This window comes from Paramagnetospirillum marisnigri (assembly GCF_001650715.1).
GTDB classification, from domain to species: Bacteria; Pseudomonadota; Alphaproteobacteria; order Rhodospirillales; family Magnetospirillaceae; genus Phaeospirillum; species Phaeospirillum marisnigri.
Genome location: NZ_LWQT01000037.1, coordinates 36,966 through 52,541 on the forward strand (window position 1 = coordinate 36,966; position 15,576 = coordinate 52,541).

Below are 15,576 nucleotides of genomic sequence, written 5' to 3' on the forward strand. Positions count from 1 at the left end.
CATCGCATGGCCGAAGACCAGTCCTACGACCTGTCCCGCTTCAAGGCGACCTATTTCGAGGAATGCGCCGAACTGCTTGCCTCGGCCGAGGAGACGCTGTCGCGTCTTCAGGACGGCGAAGGCAGCGTCGAGGATCTGAATGCGGTCTTCCGCTGCGTCCACTCCATCAAGGGCGGCGGCGGCGCCTTCGCCTTCGAGGATCTGGTTCATTTCGCCCATGTGTTCGAGACGTCCATGGACGCCCTGCGCTCGGGCCGCGTCCAGCTGACCCCCCATGTGGCGGAAATCCTGGTGCGCGGCAATGACGTGCTGGGCGATTTCGTCCGCGCCGCCCAGGAAGGCGAGACCCTGCCCCCCGATCACGGCGCCGAGGTCAAGACCCAACTGGCCGCCATCCTGACCGGTGATGCCGACACCCCCGCTCCGGCGGCACGACCGGCTCCGGTCGCCGCCCCCGCTGCCGTTCCGTCCGGGTTCGCCACCTGGACCATCCGCCTGACCCCGGCGCCGGGACTGCTGCGCACCGGCAACGACCCCTTGCTGATGATCCGCGAGCTTTCGGGCCTGGGCGAGATGAAGGTGGCGGTGGACCGTTCGCGCCTGCCGTTGCTGGCCGATATGGACGCTCAAACCGCCTATCTGGCCTGGACCTTCACCCTGGTCACCGACAAGGGCCGCGCCGCCATCGAGGAGGTCTTCGAATTCGTCGCCGGCGATTCCGCCGATGTGGTGATCGAACAGACCGGCCAGCCGGTGGAAGCCGAGGAAGGCGACGGCTGGGGCCTGTTCGCCCCGATCCCCCCCACGCCCGATGCCCCGCCCGCCGCGGCGGCTCCGACACATCAGGGCACGGTTGGACACCCCGCCGCTCCGGCCACATCGGCCAAGGGCCAGGAAGCGGGTGCCGGTGGCATCCACACCTCCTCCATCCGCGTCGACCTGGACCGGGTCGACCGGCTGGTCAACATGGTCGGCGAACTGGTGATCACCCAGGCCATGCTGGGGCAGCAGGCCAGCGGCTTCTCCATCGAATCCCATCCCGAACTGGTCCAGGGGCTGCAGGAACTGTCCCACCACACCCGTGAATTACAGGAAAGCGTGATGGCCATCCGGGCCCAGCCGGTCAAGGCGCTGTTCTCCCGCGCCCCCAGGCTGGTCCGCGACCTGTCCACCAAGCTGGGCAAGCAGGCCCGCCTAGTCATGAGCGGTGAAGGCACTGAGGTGGACAAGACCGTCATCGAGCAGTTGTCCGACCCGCTCACCCATTTGATCCGCAATTCCCTGGACCACGGCATCGAGACTCCGGAAGAGCGCATCGCCCAGGGCAAGCCCGCCGAGGGCACCATCCATCTGGCCGCCGAGCATCGTTCGGGCCGGGTGGTCATCCAGGTTTCCGACGACGGCAAGGGCATCGACCGCAAGCGGGTCCTGGAAAAGGCCATCGAGAAAGGGCTGGTGGACCGGGGCGCCCAGATGACCGATGAGCAGATCGACCAGTTGATCTTCGCGCCGGGCTTCTCCACCGCCGCCGTGGTCTCCGACGTGTCCGGGCGCGGCGTCGGCATGGATGTGGTGCGCAAGAACATCCAGGACGTGGGCGGCCGCGTGGTGGTGCAATCCACGCCCGGACAGGGATCACGCTTCATCCTGTCGCTGCCCCTGACCCTGGCGGTGATGGACGGCATGCTGGTGGCGGTCGGCAACGAGCGTTACGTGCTGCCGCTGACCAATATCGTCGAATCGCTCCGCCCCACCGCCCAGCAGGCCCGTACCCTGGTCAATGTGGGCGATGTCCTGACCTTGCGCGGCGACTATATCCGCCTGATCCGCCTCTACGAGCTGTTTGGCATCAAGAATGCCATCACCGACACCACCCGGGGCCTAGTGGTGGTGGTGGAAACCGAAGGCGGCGACCGCATCGGCCTGTTGGTGGACGAATTGCTGGGCCAGCAGCAGGTGGTGATCAAGAGCCTGGATTCCAACTATCGCCCGGTGGAAGGCATCTCGGCCGCCACCATCCTGGGCGATGGCCGCGTCGCCCTGATCCTGGACGTGGGCGCACTGCGCATCATGGGGGAAAGACTGATGAGCGGCGCCCAGTTGGTGGCCGCCGCCAGCCCCCAGGCGGCAGAGTAGGGTCAACAAGGAGAGCAGCGTGTCCGACAACACCATCCGTCAGTTCATCTCCTTCACCATCGGCGACGAGGAATACGGCGTCGACATCATGGCCATCCGCGAGATCAAGGGCTGGACCGCCAGCACGGCGCTGCCCAACGCCCCCGCCTATATGCGGGGCGTGATCAATCTGCGCGGCGCCATCGTGCCCATCCTGGATTTGCGCGCCCGCTTCGGCCGTGGCGTCACCGACGCTTCCGCCCGCCATGTCATCATGGTGGTGGCGGTGGGCAATCGGGTGGCCGGCCTGCTGGTGGACGCGGTGGCGGACATCCTGGCGGTGCCCGGCGACGACATTCAGCCGGTGCCGCAGCTTGAACATGCCGCCGCCGGTTTCCTGACCGGACTGGTCACCGTCGAGGGGCGGATGGTCGCCCTGCTCGACCTCGACCACGTCTTTGCCTTCGACGAAATGGATCTTTCCGAGATCAATACCGACGCCGCCGCCTGATAGCGCCCGAACGGGACTGAACGACACGCGTCCGCCCGCGCTGCGGACCAAGGGGGTTTGAATGATTCATTGGATGGCCAATTACAAGGTGGGAAGTCGCATATTCGCCGGCTTCATCATGATCCTGGTCCTGCTGGTGGCGGTGGCCTTCACCGGCTGGCGCGCCCTCGATAATGCCCACGAAAATGGCAACAATATTGAGCGCCGCAACAGCCAATTGGAAAGCGTCCTGCGGATCCAGGCCAATGTCGCCGATATTCGCCGCACGGTTCGCATCTACGGCTTTACCGGCGATGAGAAGGCCTTTACCCAGACCATGACCACCGGCGGCAAGATCGTCACCGATCTGAAGGCGCTGCAGCAGACCTTCCATTCGGAAGCCCGCCGCGACGCCACCGGCAAATTGGCCCAGTTGACCGAGAGTTATTTGGGCGAATTCGACAAGTTGCGGGCCTTGCGCAAGAGCCGCGACGAAACCGAGGCCGGGCTGCGCGCCACCGGCGCCAGCGTGCTGGACAAGCTGGAGAAGGCCCAGGACATCTTCACCGCGGCCAACGATTTCCAGAGTGCCTTCCAGATCAGCGAGATCCAGGTGGAAGCCGCCACCGCCCGTCTGGCGGCGCTGTACTATATCTATACCCCAACCCCGCAGGCCACGGACGCAGCCCTCAAACGGCTGGCCACCCTGCGGACCGAAACCGAGGCCGCCCTGAACAAGGCCAAGCAGCCTCAGGCCCAGGCCATCCTCAAGGACACCCTGGCCGCCGTCATCGCCTATGAATCCGCTTTCCAGACCCTGGCCAAGGCGGTCGACACCGCAACCGTCCAGGTCAATACCACCCTGCCCGGCATTGCCGCCCAGTTCGCCAGCGCCGCCGATGCCTTGTCCACGGAGTTGAAGGACGTCAACACCCGCGCCCAGGTCGAGGATGACGCTGCCGCCACCGCCGCCAGTCGGCTGTTGATCAGCGTCTCCCTCATCGCCCTGGCGCTCGGCGTGGTGGCTGCTTGGCTGATCGCGCGCGGCATCACCACCCCGGTCAACGACATGACCGGCGCCATGACCCGTCTGGCGGGCGGCGACAACTCGGTCGAGATTCCCGCCCTGGGCTTCAAGGACGAGATCGGCCTGATGGCCAAGGCCGTCCAGGTGTTCAAGCAGAACGCCATCGACAAGCTGCGCATGGAAGCGGAACAGCGTGCCGCCGAGGAAGCCCAGCGTCAGGCCGAGGAGGACCAGCGCAAGCGCGAGGCCGCCATCGTCGCCGAGGTGGCCGAGGTGGCCAAGGCCGCCAGCACCGGCGACCTGGACCGTCGCATCGATCTGGAAGGCAAGTCGGGCTTCCTGCTCAATCTTTGCGAGGGCGTCAACAATCTGGTCAATCTGACCGGCATCGCCCTCAAGGACGTGGCCGATGTCCTGGGCGCCGTCGCCCAGGGTGATCTGACCCGGCGCATTACCGGCGACTACGCCGGGGTGTTCGGCCAGTTGAAGGGCGATGTCAACCTGACCGCCGACAAGCTGTTCGAGGTGGTCAGCAATATCAATGAAGCCGCCAACCAGATCACTGGCGCCGCCTCGGAAGTGGCGGCGGGCAGCCAGGATCTGTCGGAGCGCTCGGAACAGCAGGCCAGCGCCCTGGAAGAGACCGCCGCCTCCATGGAAGAACTGGCCGCCACGGTGCGCCAGAACTCGGCCAACGCCCAGCAGGCCAACCAGTTGGCGGCCGGAGCCCGCGAGGTCGCCGCTGGCGGCGGCCAGGTGGTCAACGACGCCATCAGCGCCATGGGCCGCATCGAGGGCAGTTCGCAGAAAATCGAGGACATCGTCGGCATGATCGACGAAATTGCCTTCCAGACCAATCTGCTGGCGCTGAACGCGGCGGTGGAAGCCGCCCGGGCCGGTGACGCCGGCAAGGGCTTCGCCGTGGTGGCCCAGGAAGTGCGCAATCTGGCCCAGCGTTCGGCCCAGGCCTCCAAGGAGATCAAGGGCCTGATCGCCGAAAGCTCCAGCCAGGTCCGTTCCGGCGCCGAACTGGTCAAGGGCGCGGGCAAGACCCTGGAAGACATCCTGGGCAGCGTCAAGCGGGTGGCCGACATCGTCGCCGAGATCGCCGCCGCCTCGGCGGAGCAGGCCTCGGGCATCGATCAGGTCAACCAGGCCATCACCCAGATGGACGAGATGACCCAACAGAATGCCGCCCTGGTGGAAGAAAGCACCGCCGCCGCCCATTCGCTGGAAGATCAGGCCCGCCATCTGAGCGAGGTCATGGCCTTCTTCCATACCGGCGACGAGGCCAAGCAGCAGGCCGCCACCCCATCCCGACCCACCGCCAAGGCCTCACCGGCCAAGGCCAAGGCCTCTCCGGCCAAGGTCGCGGCGGCACGCCCCGCCGCCAAGAAGGCTCCGGCGCAGAGCCATCTGGCCAAGCTGCACCAGAAGGCCGAGGCTGCGGAAGCCCCCGCCCCAGCCGCGGCCAAGGCCGTCGGCGGTGACGAGGACTGGGCGGAATTCTAGGTTGCCAAGCCCGCATGCCTCTTCTCCGCCCCGGCGGGGGAGGCATGCGGGTTTCGCGGTTGCGTGAATTTTCCTATCAGGTAAGACTCTATACCGGTAGGAGGCTTCCTCCTTGCCGGATTTGGGGGCTATGAACGCGCGACACGATCACTCACACCAGCGGGAATTCAATCTTGAAGACCGGGAATTCCGCTTCCTGGTATCCTTCCTGTCCCGGGAAACCGGCATTGTGCTCTCCGAGCATAAGCGCCAGATGGTCTGCGGTCGGCTGGTCAAACGGCTGAGGTCGCTGGGGATGCGCGACTTCGCCGCCTATTGCGCCCTGCTGGACAGCCCGGCGGCCGGGGCTGAGGTGGAGCATCTGGTCAATGCCATCACCACCAACATCACCAATTTCTTCCGCGAACCCCACCATTTCGACCATTTGCGGCATCAGGTGCTGGAACCCCGGCTGAGCCAGTCGCCGAAGAAGCCGCGTATCCGCATCTGGTCGGCCGGATGCTCGTCGGGCCAAGAGCCCTATTCCATCGCCATGGTCATGGCCGAAGTCCTGAAGCCGTCAGAAGCCTGGGATGCCCTGATCCTGGCCACCGATATCGATACCAACATGCTGAAGCGGGGCGCCGATGGCATCTATTCCGCCGAGGATGCCGCCCATATTCCCGAGAACTATCGCAAGCGATTCGTGCGTCGCCTGCACAATGACTCGGACCATGTCCAGATGGCCGATGAACTCAGGCGACTGATCCGGTTCAAGCGGCTGAACCTGCACGAAAAATGGCCCATGAAGGGCAAGTTCGACGCCATATTTTGTCGCAATGTCGCCATATATTTCGACAAGCCGACACAAAGAGCCTTGTTCAACCGGTACGCGGATATGTTGCATGTCGGCGGAATGCTATACCTTGGACATGCCGAATCCCTGATCGGCATGAATGATCGCTTCGAGGCTTCGGACAAGACCGTGTACAGGCGCATCCGATGAGCGTGGACCAGGTCTGGGGTTCGCAGGCAGATGAAGCCGAGCGGCGGCGTTGGTTCGATCCCACTTTCAAGATCATGGCCGTCAAGGTTCTGCCGGGCGAGCATTACGTCTCCACCGCGGGGCAGGAAATGATCGTCACCGTGCTGGGGTCCTGCGTGTCCGCCTGCATCTGGGAGCCGCGCATGAAGATCGGCGGCATGAATCATTTCATGCTGCCCGAATCCAATTCGGACGGCGCGCCGGTCGACAAGTCCATGCGCTATGGCAATCACGCCATGGAAGAACTGATCAACGACCTTTTGCGCCGGGGCGCACGGCGTGAATCGCTGGAAATCAAGGTGTTCGGCGGCGGCAATGTCATCGCGGGCATGAGCGGCGGCGGCACCGGCCCCATCGGCGACCGCAACGCCGAATTCGTGCGGCGCTACCTCTCCGAGGAAGGCTTGCGCATCGCCGCCGAGGATCTGGGTGGACCACATCCGCGACGCATCCATTTCTTTCCGCGCATCGGCAAGGTCATCCGTCTGTTCCTGAAGAAGGACGTGGAACGGGCCGTGCTTACCCGCGAACTGTCCTACCGCAGCAAACTCAAGGACGTCCCGGTCGAAGGCGACGTCGAATTGTTTACCTGAGGCGCGCCATGGCGAGAATCCGTGTCCTGGTCGTCGACGACTCCGCCCTGATGCGGCAAATCCTGTCGTCCATCCTATCCTCCGACCCCGGCATCGAGGTGGTGGGCACCGCCCCCGATCCCCTGGTGGCCCGCGAGAAGATCAAGGCGCTGAATCCCGACGTCATGACCCTGGACGTGGAAATGCCGGGCATGGATGGCATCGCCTTCCTGGAAAAGGTCATGACACTGCGGCCCATGCCGGTGGTGATGGTGTCGTCCCTGACCGAACGCGGCGCCGAGGTCACCATGCGCGCCATGGAACTGGGCGCCGTCGACGTGTTCTGCAAGCCCGGCGACGCGGCCGCCGGGGGCTTCGCCGCCCACGCCCAGGAACTGATCGACAAGGTCAAGGCCGCCTCGGTGTCGCGGGTCAAGGCCCTGGTGGGCAAGGGGGGAATCAAGCCGCAGGCCAAGCTGGCGGTGACCCAGATCTACAAGTCCTCGGACCGGCTGGTCGCGATCGGATCGAGCACCGGCGGCGTCGAGGCCCTGCGCGACATCATCCTGGCCCTGCCCCCGGATGCCCCGCCCATCGTCATCACCCAGCATATCCCGCCGCGCTTTTCCGCCAGCTTCGCCGAGCGCCTCGACGGCCTTGCCGCCGTCCGGGTCAAGGAAGCAGCCGACAATGAACGGATTTTGGCGGGTCACGTCTATATCGCGCCGGGCGACCGCCACCTGACGGTGAAGCGCTCGGGCGCCCAGTTGATGACCCACACCTTCGACGGCCCCCTGACCTCTGGCCACAAGCCCAGCGTCGACGTGCTGTTCCATTCGGTGGCCGAGGTCTGCGGCTCGGCCTCCGTGGGCGTCATCCTGACCGGCATGGGCCGCGACGGTGCCGAGGGGCTGCTGGCCATGCACAAGGCCGGAGCCGACACATTGGGCGAGGACGAATCGTCCTGCGTGGTCTACGGCATGCCAAAGGCCGCCTTCGAACTGGGCGCGGTGGACCGCGAACTGCCGCTGTCGCGTATCGCCGATGAAATTCTAAAACTCTGTCGCAGTGATGGCAGGCATTGATGCAGACGCGCTTATACGCGACACTGAGCCATGGGGTGTGACGGGGTATGGTTTCATGAGTGATGGTACTGTTTCCAAGGCCGATCTGCTGGACCTGCTGGCCCGCTGGCAGGCCTTTTCCGAATTGCAGCAACACGCTTTCGCCTTCCTGGCTTCCGAAGCCATCGCCACCGGCGAGGAGTTCGAGAATTCCACCAATGGCGCCGCCCAGGTCCTGAGCCGCATGGGGGATGCCTCGGTGATTCTGGACCCCGCCCAGATCCAGGCCGAAACCTTCGCCGTGGTCCACAAGCTGCAAGCCGCCGACCGCTCGCGCCAGGGACTGGAGCAGGTGGCTTCGGTGCTGGAGACCCTGCGCCGTCTCGAGGCCGAACTGGTGGAAGCCGGCGGGGAGTTGCCCCCGCGCCCGGATGTGCGGGATACCTCCGCCCGCTGGATCGCCGAATTGGGCGGCTGTGTCTCCCTGGCCGACTGGCGCAAGCGCTTCAACGAAGCCCTGCACGGCCGTGATCCCGGCCCGCGCAATCCCGCCGAATCCGCCGATATCGACGACGAACTGTTCTAATGGCCAAGGCCGCCGCCCCTGATGCTCGCCCCCCGGTCATGGTGGCGGTGTTCAATCAGAAGGGCGGCGTCGCCAAGACCACCACGGCTTGCAATCTGGCGGTGTGCCTGACCGCCTTCGGTTATACCGTGCTGCTGGTGGACCTGGACACCCAGGGCAATGCCACCGGCAGCTTCGGCGTATCTCCCCTGCCCACCTCGGGCGCCTTCGAGGTCATCACCGGCGCGGCCAGGGTCGAGGACGTCGCCCTGGATACCGTCTATCCCGGTTTGTGGCTGCTGCCCGCGACCATATCGTTGCGCGACAATGCCCGGGTGCTGGGCCATGCCGGGCGGCGGCGCGGCCTGCTGGAGACCCGCCTGGCGGCAACCGGCGTCGATATCGTTCTGGTGGATTGCCCCCCTGCCCTGGGCCCCGCCACCGCCACCGCCCTGGCCTCGGCCTCGGCGGTGCTGATGCCGGTACGCCCAGACCCCTTCGCCCATGAAGGGCTGGTCAATACCTGGTACGAGATCAAGCGCATCCGCGAGACCGTCAATCCCCATCTCGGTGTCGCCGGCATCATCATGACCATGGCGGCCTCGGAACCGGCCGGCGCCGATGTCGCCCGGGTGATCCGCGCCGAATTCGGCGATCAGGTCTATGACGCGGAAATCCAGACCGACCCAAAGGTGGCGGAAGCGGCACAGATGGGATTGCCGGTGACCGTGCTGGATCCCGATGGCTTGGCCGGGCGCTCCTATGTGGATGCCTGTGAGGAACTGCTGACCCGACTGGGACGGCAAAGACGCCCCGAGACCCAGCTCCATCTGTCCCTGGGCATGGATTTTGCCCTGAACCGCCTGCGGGAATGGCGATCCACCACCCATGCCGCCCTGCTGCGCATGCCCGGCCGCGCCGTCAGTTGGACCCACGAGTCCGGCGAGGAGGATGGCGAGGGAGAAACCGGAACTGGCCACAAGGAGCCGATCGCCGAACCCTACGCGCCGCCTCCCCCCGCCCACCGCGATGCGACCCCGTCGCTGATTGTCGAACGCCCTCGGGCCCGTTTCGGATTATGGGCGCTGCTGTTCCTCGCCGGACTGGCGGCGGGCATGACGGCAGAGGCCTTGACGGGGGCCTTGGCAAAGCTGCTACGGTGAAATGAGCCATGACCGATCCTCTCGCCTTTACTCTGGCGGTGCTGGCCTTGCTGGCCACGCCCGGCCCCACCAACACCCTGCTGGCCGCCTCGGGCGCCACCGCCGGGCCGCGGCGGTCGCTGGCGCTGATCCCGGCCGAACTGAGTGCCTATCTGCTGTCCATTTCCACCCTGGCGCTGGTGGTGGCGCCGCTGCTGGCCGCCCATGCCCTGCTGGGGGCCGGACTGAAGTTGGCCGCCGCCGCCTGGCTGGTCTGCTGCGCCGGGCGCCTGTGGCGTGAAGGCGGTGGACCGGACTTTGGAGACGAAGCCGTCATCACCCCCCTCAGGATCTTCACCACCACCTTGCTCAATCCCAAGGGCCTGATCTTCGCCATCGCCATCTTCCCCCCCGCATCTCCCCTGGACCTGATCCCCTGGTTGGTCGGCTTCTCCGGGCTGGCCGTGGTCGTGGCGGCGGGCTGGATTACCTTGGGGGCGACCCTGGCACGCTCTGCCGGATCACGGGCCACCCCCACCAGGATCTGCCGTCTGGCGGCGGTGGTCCTTGTGGTCTTTGCCGTCACCATGGCCGGGACCGCCGTGGCAGCTTTTGGCTGAGCATCACTTTTCCTCGGGCGACGAAGCGGGTATGGTGAGTAGAAATCCATACCGCCAAACGGATGCGGCGCCATGTACATGCAATACCTAAACGAAGAGCAGAGGAAGAGCCTGCTGGTCATGGCCTTTCGCATGGTCATGGCCGACAAGTTGGTTCATCCCGAGGAAAAGAGCATCATGGATGCCCTGAAGGCCGAGTTGGGCATCACCTCGGTCTCACGGGCGGATTTCGAGGCCGGGGCCCAGTTGGATGCCTTCGCCAGCCGCCGCAGCCAGATCGCCGCGATGTTGAAGCTGTCTTCCATCGCCTATTGCGACGCGGTGTTTCGCTCAGAGGAGGTCAAGGTTCTGGTGGAATACGGCCGCGCCTTCGAGCTGTCCATCGATGACATGAAGGCCATCGACGCCTGGGGCAAGATGCACCATGCCCTGATCACCCAGGCGGCCGCCCTGTTGGATCTGGCCGGGCAGCAGGATGCCGCCGCCCAGCCGACCCAGTAGCCGGTCTATTCCACCTCGGGAAACACCGCCCATTTCGGCTTCATGGCGTCCATGGTGGCGCCCTCGCAGGTCAGCCCCATGCCGCCCGAGGCCTTGAACTGTTCAAGGCGGATCAGGGCCAGGCCCTGTTTGCCACAGCTCGAGCGCATCTCGCCCGCCTCGGCATCGCCCAGGCGGATGACCGCGCCCGGCGCCGGAACCGGGCCGTTGATTTCCACCGGCATCAGCCGCTTCTTGATCAGGCCGCGATACTTGGTCCGCGCCGTCAACTCCTGGCCCATATAGCAGCCTTTCTGGAAATCGACGCCGTTCAACTCGTCAAAGCCGTTCTCCAGCAGGATACCCTTGTCCACCTCGATGTCGCGCGAGCCGTCGGGCAGTCCCAGGCCGATGCGGGCCACGTCCCAGGCCTCGAACGCTGCCGGGACGAAGCCGTTGGCTTCCAGCACCCGGGGACCGCCATCCAGGGACAGCAGGGCGCGCAGACCAATCTCGGCCGAGCGAGGATCGACGAAGACGACGCCGCCCGCGAATTCCTCGGCATTGCCGGGCTCGAGTCCGACCCCGATTTCGGCGGCGGCACCGTCACCCATCACGGCGAAAACGCCGGTATTGGCGGCGATGGCAAGGGTGACCTTGGCCCGCAGCTTGTACATGGACAGCTTCTTGCGCAGCTCCTCGGCGCGGGCGGCCTCGACCTCCAACAGGAAGACATCGCCCAGTTCCACCACGAACAGGTCGAACAGGAACTTGCCCTGGGGGGTCAGCAGGGCGCTATAGACGGCACGATCGGGTGCCACCTTCATCATATCGTTGGAAACCAGCCCCTGAAGGAAGGCGCGGCGGTCCTCGCCGCCCACTTCGATGACCGCGCGATGGTCGAGACGCACATACACCTTGTCTGCCATTTCCAACATCTCCTGAACCCAGCCTGCTCAAAAGTGCGGCAAAGCACCTGGGATGACAAGGCATCAATGCCGTCTTATAAACATCGGATCATGAATATCACCCTTGTGGACGATTCCATTCCCTTCGACGGCTACAGCGCCTCCAGCCGCCCCCTGGGCGGGGCGGAGAAAGCCTTCGCCTCGCTGCCCGGCGCCCTGGCGCGTCGTGGCCACACCGTGCACGCCTTCAACCGCTGCCGCTGGGGCATGTATGTGGAGGGCGCCCAGTGGGAAACCCTGGACGGCAAGAAGCCGCTGCGCACCGATGTGCTGATCGCCTTCCGCAAGCCCGCTCTGCTGGAATTCGTCCGTCAGGCCGACCGCAGGGTGCTGTGGCACACCGGGCCGGGCCGCCTGTTGGAACGCCCCTCCACGCGGGAGCTGCTGTCCAGCCATAAACCCCTGATCCTGCTGACCGCCGAGGCCCAGGCCCGCGATTTCCAGGGCCGGGGACTGCGGGTCGGCCTGATGCCCGCCGCCGTGCGCCAGGATTTCCTGGGCGGCGAGCCCCGGCCGCAGGACCCGCCCCGCGCCCTGGTCACCACCCACCCCGCCCATGGGCTGGACTGGCTGCTGGATCTGTGGATCAGCCGCATCCGCCCGCTGGCGCCCACGGCGGAACTGCACATCCATTCCACCACCCTGGCCAGTGCCGCCGATGGCGGCGCCGTGGACGAAGCGCTGCGGCCGCTGGCCAAAAAGGCTCTGGCCGCCCGTGAGCACGGCGTGGTCATCACCCGGCCGCAGGGCGATTTCCTGATGGCGGTGGCCTATCAGGAAGCCAGCGTCCATCTGTTCCCCGGCCATGCCGACGATATGGGCTGCTTCACCTTGATGGAATCCCAGGCCAGCGGTTGTCCGGCGGTGGTGCGCCCGCTGGGGGCGGCGGCCGAGCGGGTCAAGGACGGCGCCAGCGCCTATGTCGCCCCCGACGACGACGCCTTCGCCAATCTGGCAGCCCTGCTGCTCAACGATGCCCAGGTGCGCCGGACCATGGGCGAGGAGGCCCGCGCGCTCTACCGGGGCCGCACCTGGGACAATGCCGCCGCCGTGCTGGAAGGCTGGCTGAAATGACCCGGCTGCTCCAGGCCATGGCGGGCGCCCCCCATGGCGGCGCCGAGGCCTTCTTCGAGCGGCTGGCCCCCGCCCTGGCCAAGGCCGGGGTCGAGCAGCGGGTGCTGATCCGCGATAATCCCAAGCGCGCCGAGCTGCTGCGGTCCAAGGGCGTTGACCTGACCGAGCTTCCCTTCGGTGGCGCCCTCGATCTGGTCACCCGCTGGAAGCTGGCCCAGGAGATCAAGCGCTTCAGGCCCGAGGTGGTGTTGAGCTGGATGAACCGGGCCAGCAAATTCGTGCCCAAGGGCGACTATGTCCGCGTCGGCCGCCTGGGCGGCTATTACGACCTGAAATATTACCGGGGCTGCGACCACCTGATCGGCAATACCCAAGACATCCGCGACTGGATCGTCGGCCAGGGCTGGCCCGCCGAGCGCGCCCATTACGTCCCCAATTTCGTGGCCGAGCCGGGACTGGCCCAGCCATTGGCCCGCGCCTCTCAGGACACGCCCGAGGGCGCGCCGCTGATCGTCGCCATGGGCCGCCTGCACCCCAACAAGGGGTTCGACGTCCTGCTGCATGCCCTGGAAAAGCTCCACGACGCCTATCTGTGGATCGCGGGCGAAGGGCCGCTGCGCACCGAGTTGAGCGAGCTGGCCGCCCATCTGTCGGTTCGCCCCCGGATGCGCTTCCTGGGCTGGCGCGACGACGTCGCCGCCCTTTACGCGGCGGCCGACATCTTCGTCTGCCCGTCGCGGCACGAACCCCTAGGCAATGTAGTGATCGAGGCCTGGGCCGCCGCCAAGCCGGTGGTGGCCTGCGCCTCGCAGGGACCGCGCCAGTTGATCAGGGACGGCGTCGACGGGCTGCTGGTGCCGGTGGATGATGCCGACGCCCTGGCCGCCGCCATCCGCCGACTGATGGCCGAGCCCGACACCGCCCGCGCCCTGGCCGCCGCCGGGCGCCAGGCCTATGAGGAGAGATTCACCCAGGCCGCCGTGGTGGCGCGCTATCTGGAGTTCTTCGACACGGTGAAGCGATGACCCCCCCGCCTGTCATCCTGACGACCATCGGGAGGAAGGATCTCCGCCTGCTCCCCTGGCTCAGGATCGGCACCATCGACCCAGGACGAGATCCCTCGCCCCGGCTCGGGATGACCATGATGGGTGAGCGCTGATGTGCGGCATCGCCGGGATCATGACGGCGGGCGGGGTGCCCGATGAGGCCAGCTTGGACCGGCTGGCCGAAGCCCTGGCCCATCGCGGCCCCGATGGGCGGGGACGCTGGGTGCAAGGCGATGTGGGCATGGTGCAGAACCGGTTGTCCATCATCGATCTGGAGGGCGGCAAACAACCTATCCTCGACGCCCAGGGCCGGGCCATCGTCGCCAATGGAGAGGTTTACAACTATCTGGAACTGAAGTCGGACATGCCGGGCCAGGCCTTCGCCACCGGCTCCGACTGCGAGCCGCCGCTGCACCTGTATGCCCACCAGGGCACCGGCTTCGCCCGCAGCCTGCGCGGCATGTACGCCATCGCCATCCACGATCCCGCCCGCCAACGTCTGGTGCTGGCGCGCGATCCCTTCGGCATCAAGCCGCTCTATCTGGCGGAAAGCCATCCCGGCCTCGCCTTCGCCTCCGAGCCCCAGGCCCTGATCGCCGCCGGGCTGGCCAAGCCCGAGATCGACCCCAGGGCCCGGGCGGAACTGTTGCAAATGCAGTTCACCTGCGGCACCGACTCCATCTTCAAGGGCATCCGCCGCCTCGCCCCCGGCGAAACCGTGGTGGCCGAGGGGGGATGTGTTCAAGACAGCCGCATCCTGCCCGCGCTGCCCGCCGGAGCGCCGCAATCGGGCGATCTCGACCGCCTTCTGGACGAGTTGGACGAGGTGCTGACCGAATCGGTGGACCTGCACCAGCGCTCCGACGTGCCTTACGGCATGTTCCTGTCGGGCGGTATCGATTCGTCGGTGGTGCTGGCACTGATGGCCCGGCTCAATCCCAAGGGCGTGCTGGCCTTTACCGCCGGGTTCCCCGGCACCCGCGCCCATGACGAGCGCGAGCACGCCCGCGCCCTGGCCCGCGTCACCGGCGCCGACCATGTGGAAGTGGAATTCACCGAGGCGGATTTCTGGTCGCTGCTGCCCCGGGTGGCGGCGGCCATGGACGATCCGGCGGCTGATTATGCCTGCCTGCCCACTTTCAAGCTGGCGGCCGAGGCTTCCAGGCAGGTCAAGGTCATCCTGTCGGGCGAGGGTGGCGACGAGTTGTTCGCGGGCTATGGCCGCTATCGTCACGTCATGCGTCCTTGGCCCTTCGCCAAGCCCATGCGGCGCAAGGGAACCTTCGACGGAATCGACGTGCTGCGCCCCGGCGTCACCCAGGGCTGGCGCGACCGGCTGGCGGCGGTGGAGCGGGAGCAGGCGCGCAGCGGCCGCTCCAGGCTTCAGCGCGCTCAGGCGGTGGACTGCGCCGACTGGCTGCCCAACGACCTGCTGACCAAGGCCGACCGCTGCCTGATGGCCAACGGCATCGAGGGACGGGTGCCCTTCCTCGACCCGGTGGTGGCGGGCTTCGCCTTCCGTCTTCCCGACCACCTGAAGGTCAGGAAGGGGCTGGGCAAGTGGCTGCTGCGCAAGTGGCTGGAAACCGCCCTGCCCGCCGCGAAGCCTTTCGACAAGAAACGCGGCTTTACCGTTCCGGTCGCCGAATGGATCTCCAATGCACCCCATTTGGGGAAACTTGTCGCCAATCAGCCTGCAATTCAGGAAATTTGCTCACCCGGAACGGTGCAAAGCCTGTTTGGCGCCTGCGGCAAGGATACGGGATTCGCCTGCTGGACCCTGCTATTCTACGCTTTGTGGTATCGTCGGCATGTCCAGGGAATTCTCCCTCAAGGGGATGTCTTTTCCGAACTAGATAATTAGTTATAATAGACAC

The 15,576-nt window shown here is 66.1% G+C and carries 14 protein-coding genes; 13 read left to right on the forward strand and 1 reads right to left on the reverse strand.

The features are described 5' to 3' along the window. Positions 1-6 precede the first annotated feature (6 nt). The 10 genes from A6A04_RS02495 to A6A04_RS02540 all read left to right on the forward strand — a co-directional run bounded on the left by A6A04_RS02495 (position 7) and on the right by A6A04_RS02540 (position 10,632). Complete coding sequence (locus tag A6A04_RS02495) at positions 7-2,136, forward strand: chemotaxis protein CheA (RefSeq protein ID WP_068489677.1); 2,130 nt, start codon at positions 7-9, stop codon at positions 2,134-2,136. Between the two features lie 19 nt (positions 2,137-2,155). Beyond that, complete coding sequence (locus tag A6A04_RS02500) at positions 2,156-2,626, forward strand: chemotaxis protein CheW (protein WP_068489678.1); 471 nt, start codon at positions 2,156-2,158, stop codon at positions 2,624-2,626. Positions 2,627-2,687: 61 nt separating this feature from the next. Continuing rightward, complete coding sequence (locus tag A6A04_RS23375) at positions 2,688-5,144, forward strand: methyl-accepting chemotaxis protein (protein ID WP_068489679.1); 2,457 nt, start codon at positions 2,688-2,690, stop codon at positions 5,142-5,144. A gap of 130 nt (positions 5,145-5,274) precedes the next feature. Beyond that, positions 5,275-6,129 (forward strand): CheR family methyltransferase, encoded by an 855-nt coding sequence (locus A6A04_RS02510; protein WP_068489680.1) that lies wholly within the window; start codon positions 5,275-5,277, stop codon positions 6,127-6,129. Beyond that, on the forward strand, positions 6,126-6,761 hold the full coding sequence (gene cheD, locus A6A04_RS02515; protein WP_068489681.1) for a chemoreceptor glutamine deamidase CheD: 636 nt from the start codon (positions 6,126-6,128) through the stop codon (positions 6,759-6,761). The genes A6A04_RS02510 and cheD overlap by 4 nt, the downstream gene beginning before the upstream one ends. Before the next feature lie 8 nt (positions 6,762-6,769). Continuing rightward, positions 6,770-7,825: a protein-glutamate methylesterase/protein-glutamine glutaminase gene (locus A6A04_RS02520; protein ID WP_068489682.1), complete on the forward strand. Its 1,056-nt coding sequence runs from the start codon at positions 6,770-6,772 to the stop codon at positions 7,823-7,825. Between the two features lie 55 nt (positions 7,826-7,880). Next, on the forward strand, positions 7,881-8,390 hold the full coding sequence (locus tag A6A04_RS02525) for a hypothetical protein (RefSeq protein WP_068489683.1): 510 nt from the start codon (positions 7,881-7,883) through the stop codon (positions 8,388-8,390). After that, positions 8,390-9,532, forward strand: a complete 1,143-nt coding sequence (locus A6A04_RS02530; protein WP_068489684.1) for a ParA family protein — start codon at positions 8,390-8,392, stop codon at positions 9,530-9,532. The genes A6A04_RS02525 and A6A04_RS02530 overlap by 1 nt, the downstream gene beginning before the upstream one ends. A gap of 8 nt (positions 9,533-9,540) precedes the next feature. Next, positions 9,541-10,131 (forward strand): hypothetical protein, encoded by a 591-nt coding sequence (locus tag A6A04_RS02535; RefSeq protein ID WP_068489685.1) that lies wholly within the window; start codon positions 9,541-9,543, stop codon positions 10,129-10,131. Between the two features lie 72 nt (positions 10,132-10,203). After that, positions 10,204-10,632 carry a hypothetical protein gene (locus A6A04_RS02540; protein WP_068489686.1) on the forward strand — a complete coding sequence of 143 codons (429 nt, stop codon included), beginning with the start codon at positions 10,204-10,206 and terminating at the stop codon, positions 10,630-10,632. Between the two features lie 5 nt (positions 10,633-10,637). Here A6A04_RS02540 and ygfZ read toward each other — a convergent pair whose 3' ends face one another. After that, positions 10,638-11,540, reverse strand: a complete 903-nt coding sequence (ygfZ, locus tag A6A04_RS02545; protein WP_068489772.1) for a CAF17-like 4Fe-4S cluster assembly/insertion protein YgfZ — start codon at positions 11,538-11,540, stop codon at positions 10,638-10,640. A gap of 90 nt (positions 11,541-11,630) precedes the next feature. On the opposite strand from ygfZ, the gene A6A04_RS02550 reads away from it, so the two are divergent. From A6A04_RS02550 to asnB, 3 genes are all read left to right on the forward strand, one after another. Continuing rightward, positions 11,631-12,653: a glycosyltransferase gene (locus tag A6A04_RS02550; protein WP_068489687.1), complete on the forward strand. Its 1,023-nt coding sequence runs from the start codon at positions 11,631-11,633 to the stop codon at positions 12,651-12,653. Then, the gene (locus A6A04_RS02555; protein WP_068489688.1) at positions 12,650-13,678 is read left to right on the forward strand and encodes a glycosyltransferase; all 1,029 of its coding nucleotides are present in this window, start codon (positions 12,650-12,652) and stop codon (positions 13,676-13,678) included. Before A6A04_RS02550 ends, A6A04_RS02555 begins: the two co-directional genes overlap by 4 nt. A gap of 133 nt (positions 13,679-13,811) precedes the next feature. Then, positions 13,812-15,563 carry an asparagine synthase (glutamine-hydrolyzing) gene (asnB, locus tag A6A04_RS02560; protein WP_068489689.1) on the forward strand — a complete coding sequence of 584 codons (1,752 nt, stop codon included), beginning with the start codon at positions 13,812-13,814 and terminating at the stop codon, positions 15,561-15,563. The last annotated feature ends 13 nt before the right edge of the window (positions 15,564-15,576 follow it).

What these genes read in the sequence shown, in the direction of transcription:
- A6A04_RS02495 (WP_068489677.1), top strand. Translation starts at nt 7, where the DNA reads ATGGCCGAAGACCAGTCCTACGACCTGTCCCGCTTCAAGGCGACCTAT.
- A6A04_RS23375 (WP_068489679.1), top strand. Translation starts at nt 2,688, where the DNA reads ATGATTCATTGGATGGCCAATTACAAGGTGGGAAGTCGCATATTCGCC.
- A6A04_RS02510 (WP_068489680.1), top strand. Translation starts at nt 5,275, where the DNA reads ATGAACGCGCGACACGATCACTCACACCAGCGGGAATTCAATCTTGAA.
- cheD (WP_068489681.1), top strand. Translation starts at nt 6,126, where the DNA reads ATGAGCGTGGACCAGGTCTGGGGTTCGCAGGCAGATGAAGCCGAGCGG.
- A6A04_RS02520 (WP_068489682.1), top strand. Translation starts at nt 6,770, where the DNA reads ATGGCGAGAATCCGTGTCCTGGTCGTCGACGACTCCGCCCTGATGCGG.
- A6A04_RS02525 (WP_068489683.1), top strand. Translation starts at nt 7,881, where the DNA reads ATGAGTGATGGTACTGTTTCCAAGGCCGATCTGCTGGACCTGCTGGCC.
- A6A04_RS02530 (WP_068489684.1), top strand. Translation starts at nt 8,390, where the DNA reads ATGGCCAAGGCCGCCGCCCCTGATGCTCGCCCCCCGGTCATGGTGGCG.
- A6A04_RS02535 (WP_068489685.1), top strand. Translation starts at nt 9,541, where the DNA reads ATGACCGATCCTCTCGCCTTTACTCTGGCGGTGCTGGCCTTGCTGGCC.
- A6A04_RS02540 (WP_068489686.1), top strand. Translation starts at nt 10,204, where the DNA reads ATGTACATGCAATACCTAAACGAAGAGCAGAGGAAGAGCCTGCTGGTC.
- ygfZ (WP_068489772.1), bottom strand. Translation starts at nt 11,540, where the DNA reads ATGGCAGACAAGGTGTATGTGCGTCTCGACCATCGCGCGGTCATCGAA.
- A6A04_RS02550 (WP_068489687.1), top strand. Translation starts at nt 11,631, where the DNA reads ATGAATATCACCCTTGTGGACGATTCCATTCCCTTCGACGGCTACAGC.
- A6A04_RS02555 (WP_068489688.1), top strand. Translation starts at nt 12,650, where the DNA reads ATGACCCGGCTGCTCCAGGCCATGGCGGGCGCCCCCCATGGCGGCGCC.
- asnB (WP_068489689.1), top strand. Translation starts at nt 13,812, where the DNA reads ATGTGCGGCATCGCCGGGATCATGACGGCGGGCGGGGTGCCCGATGAG.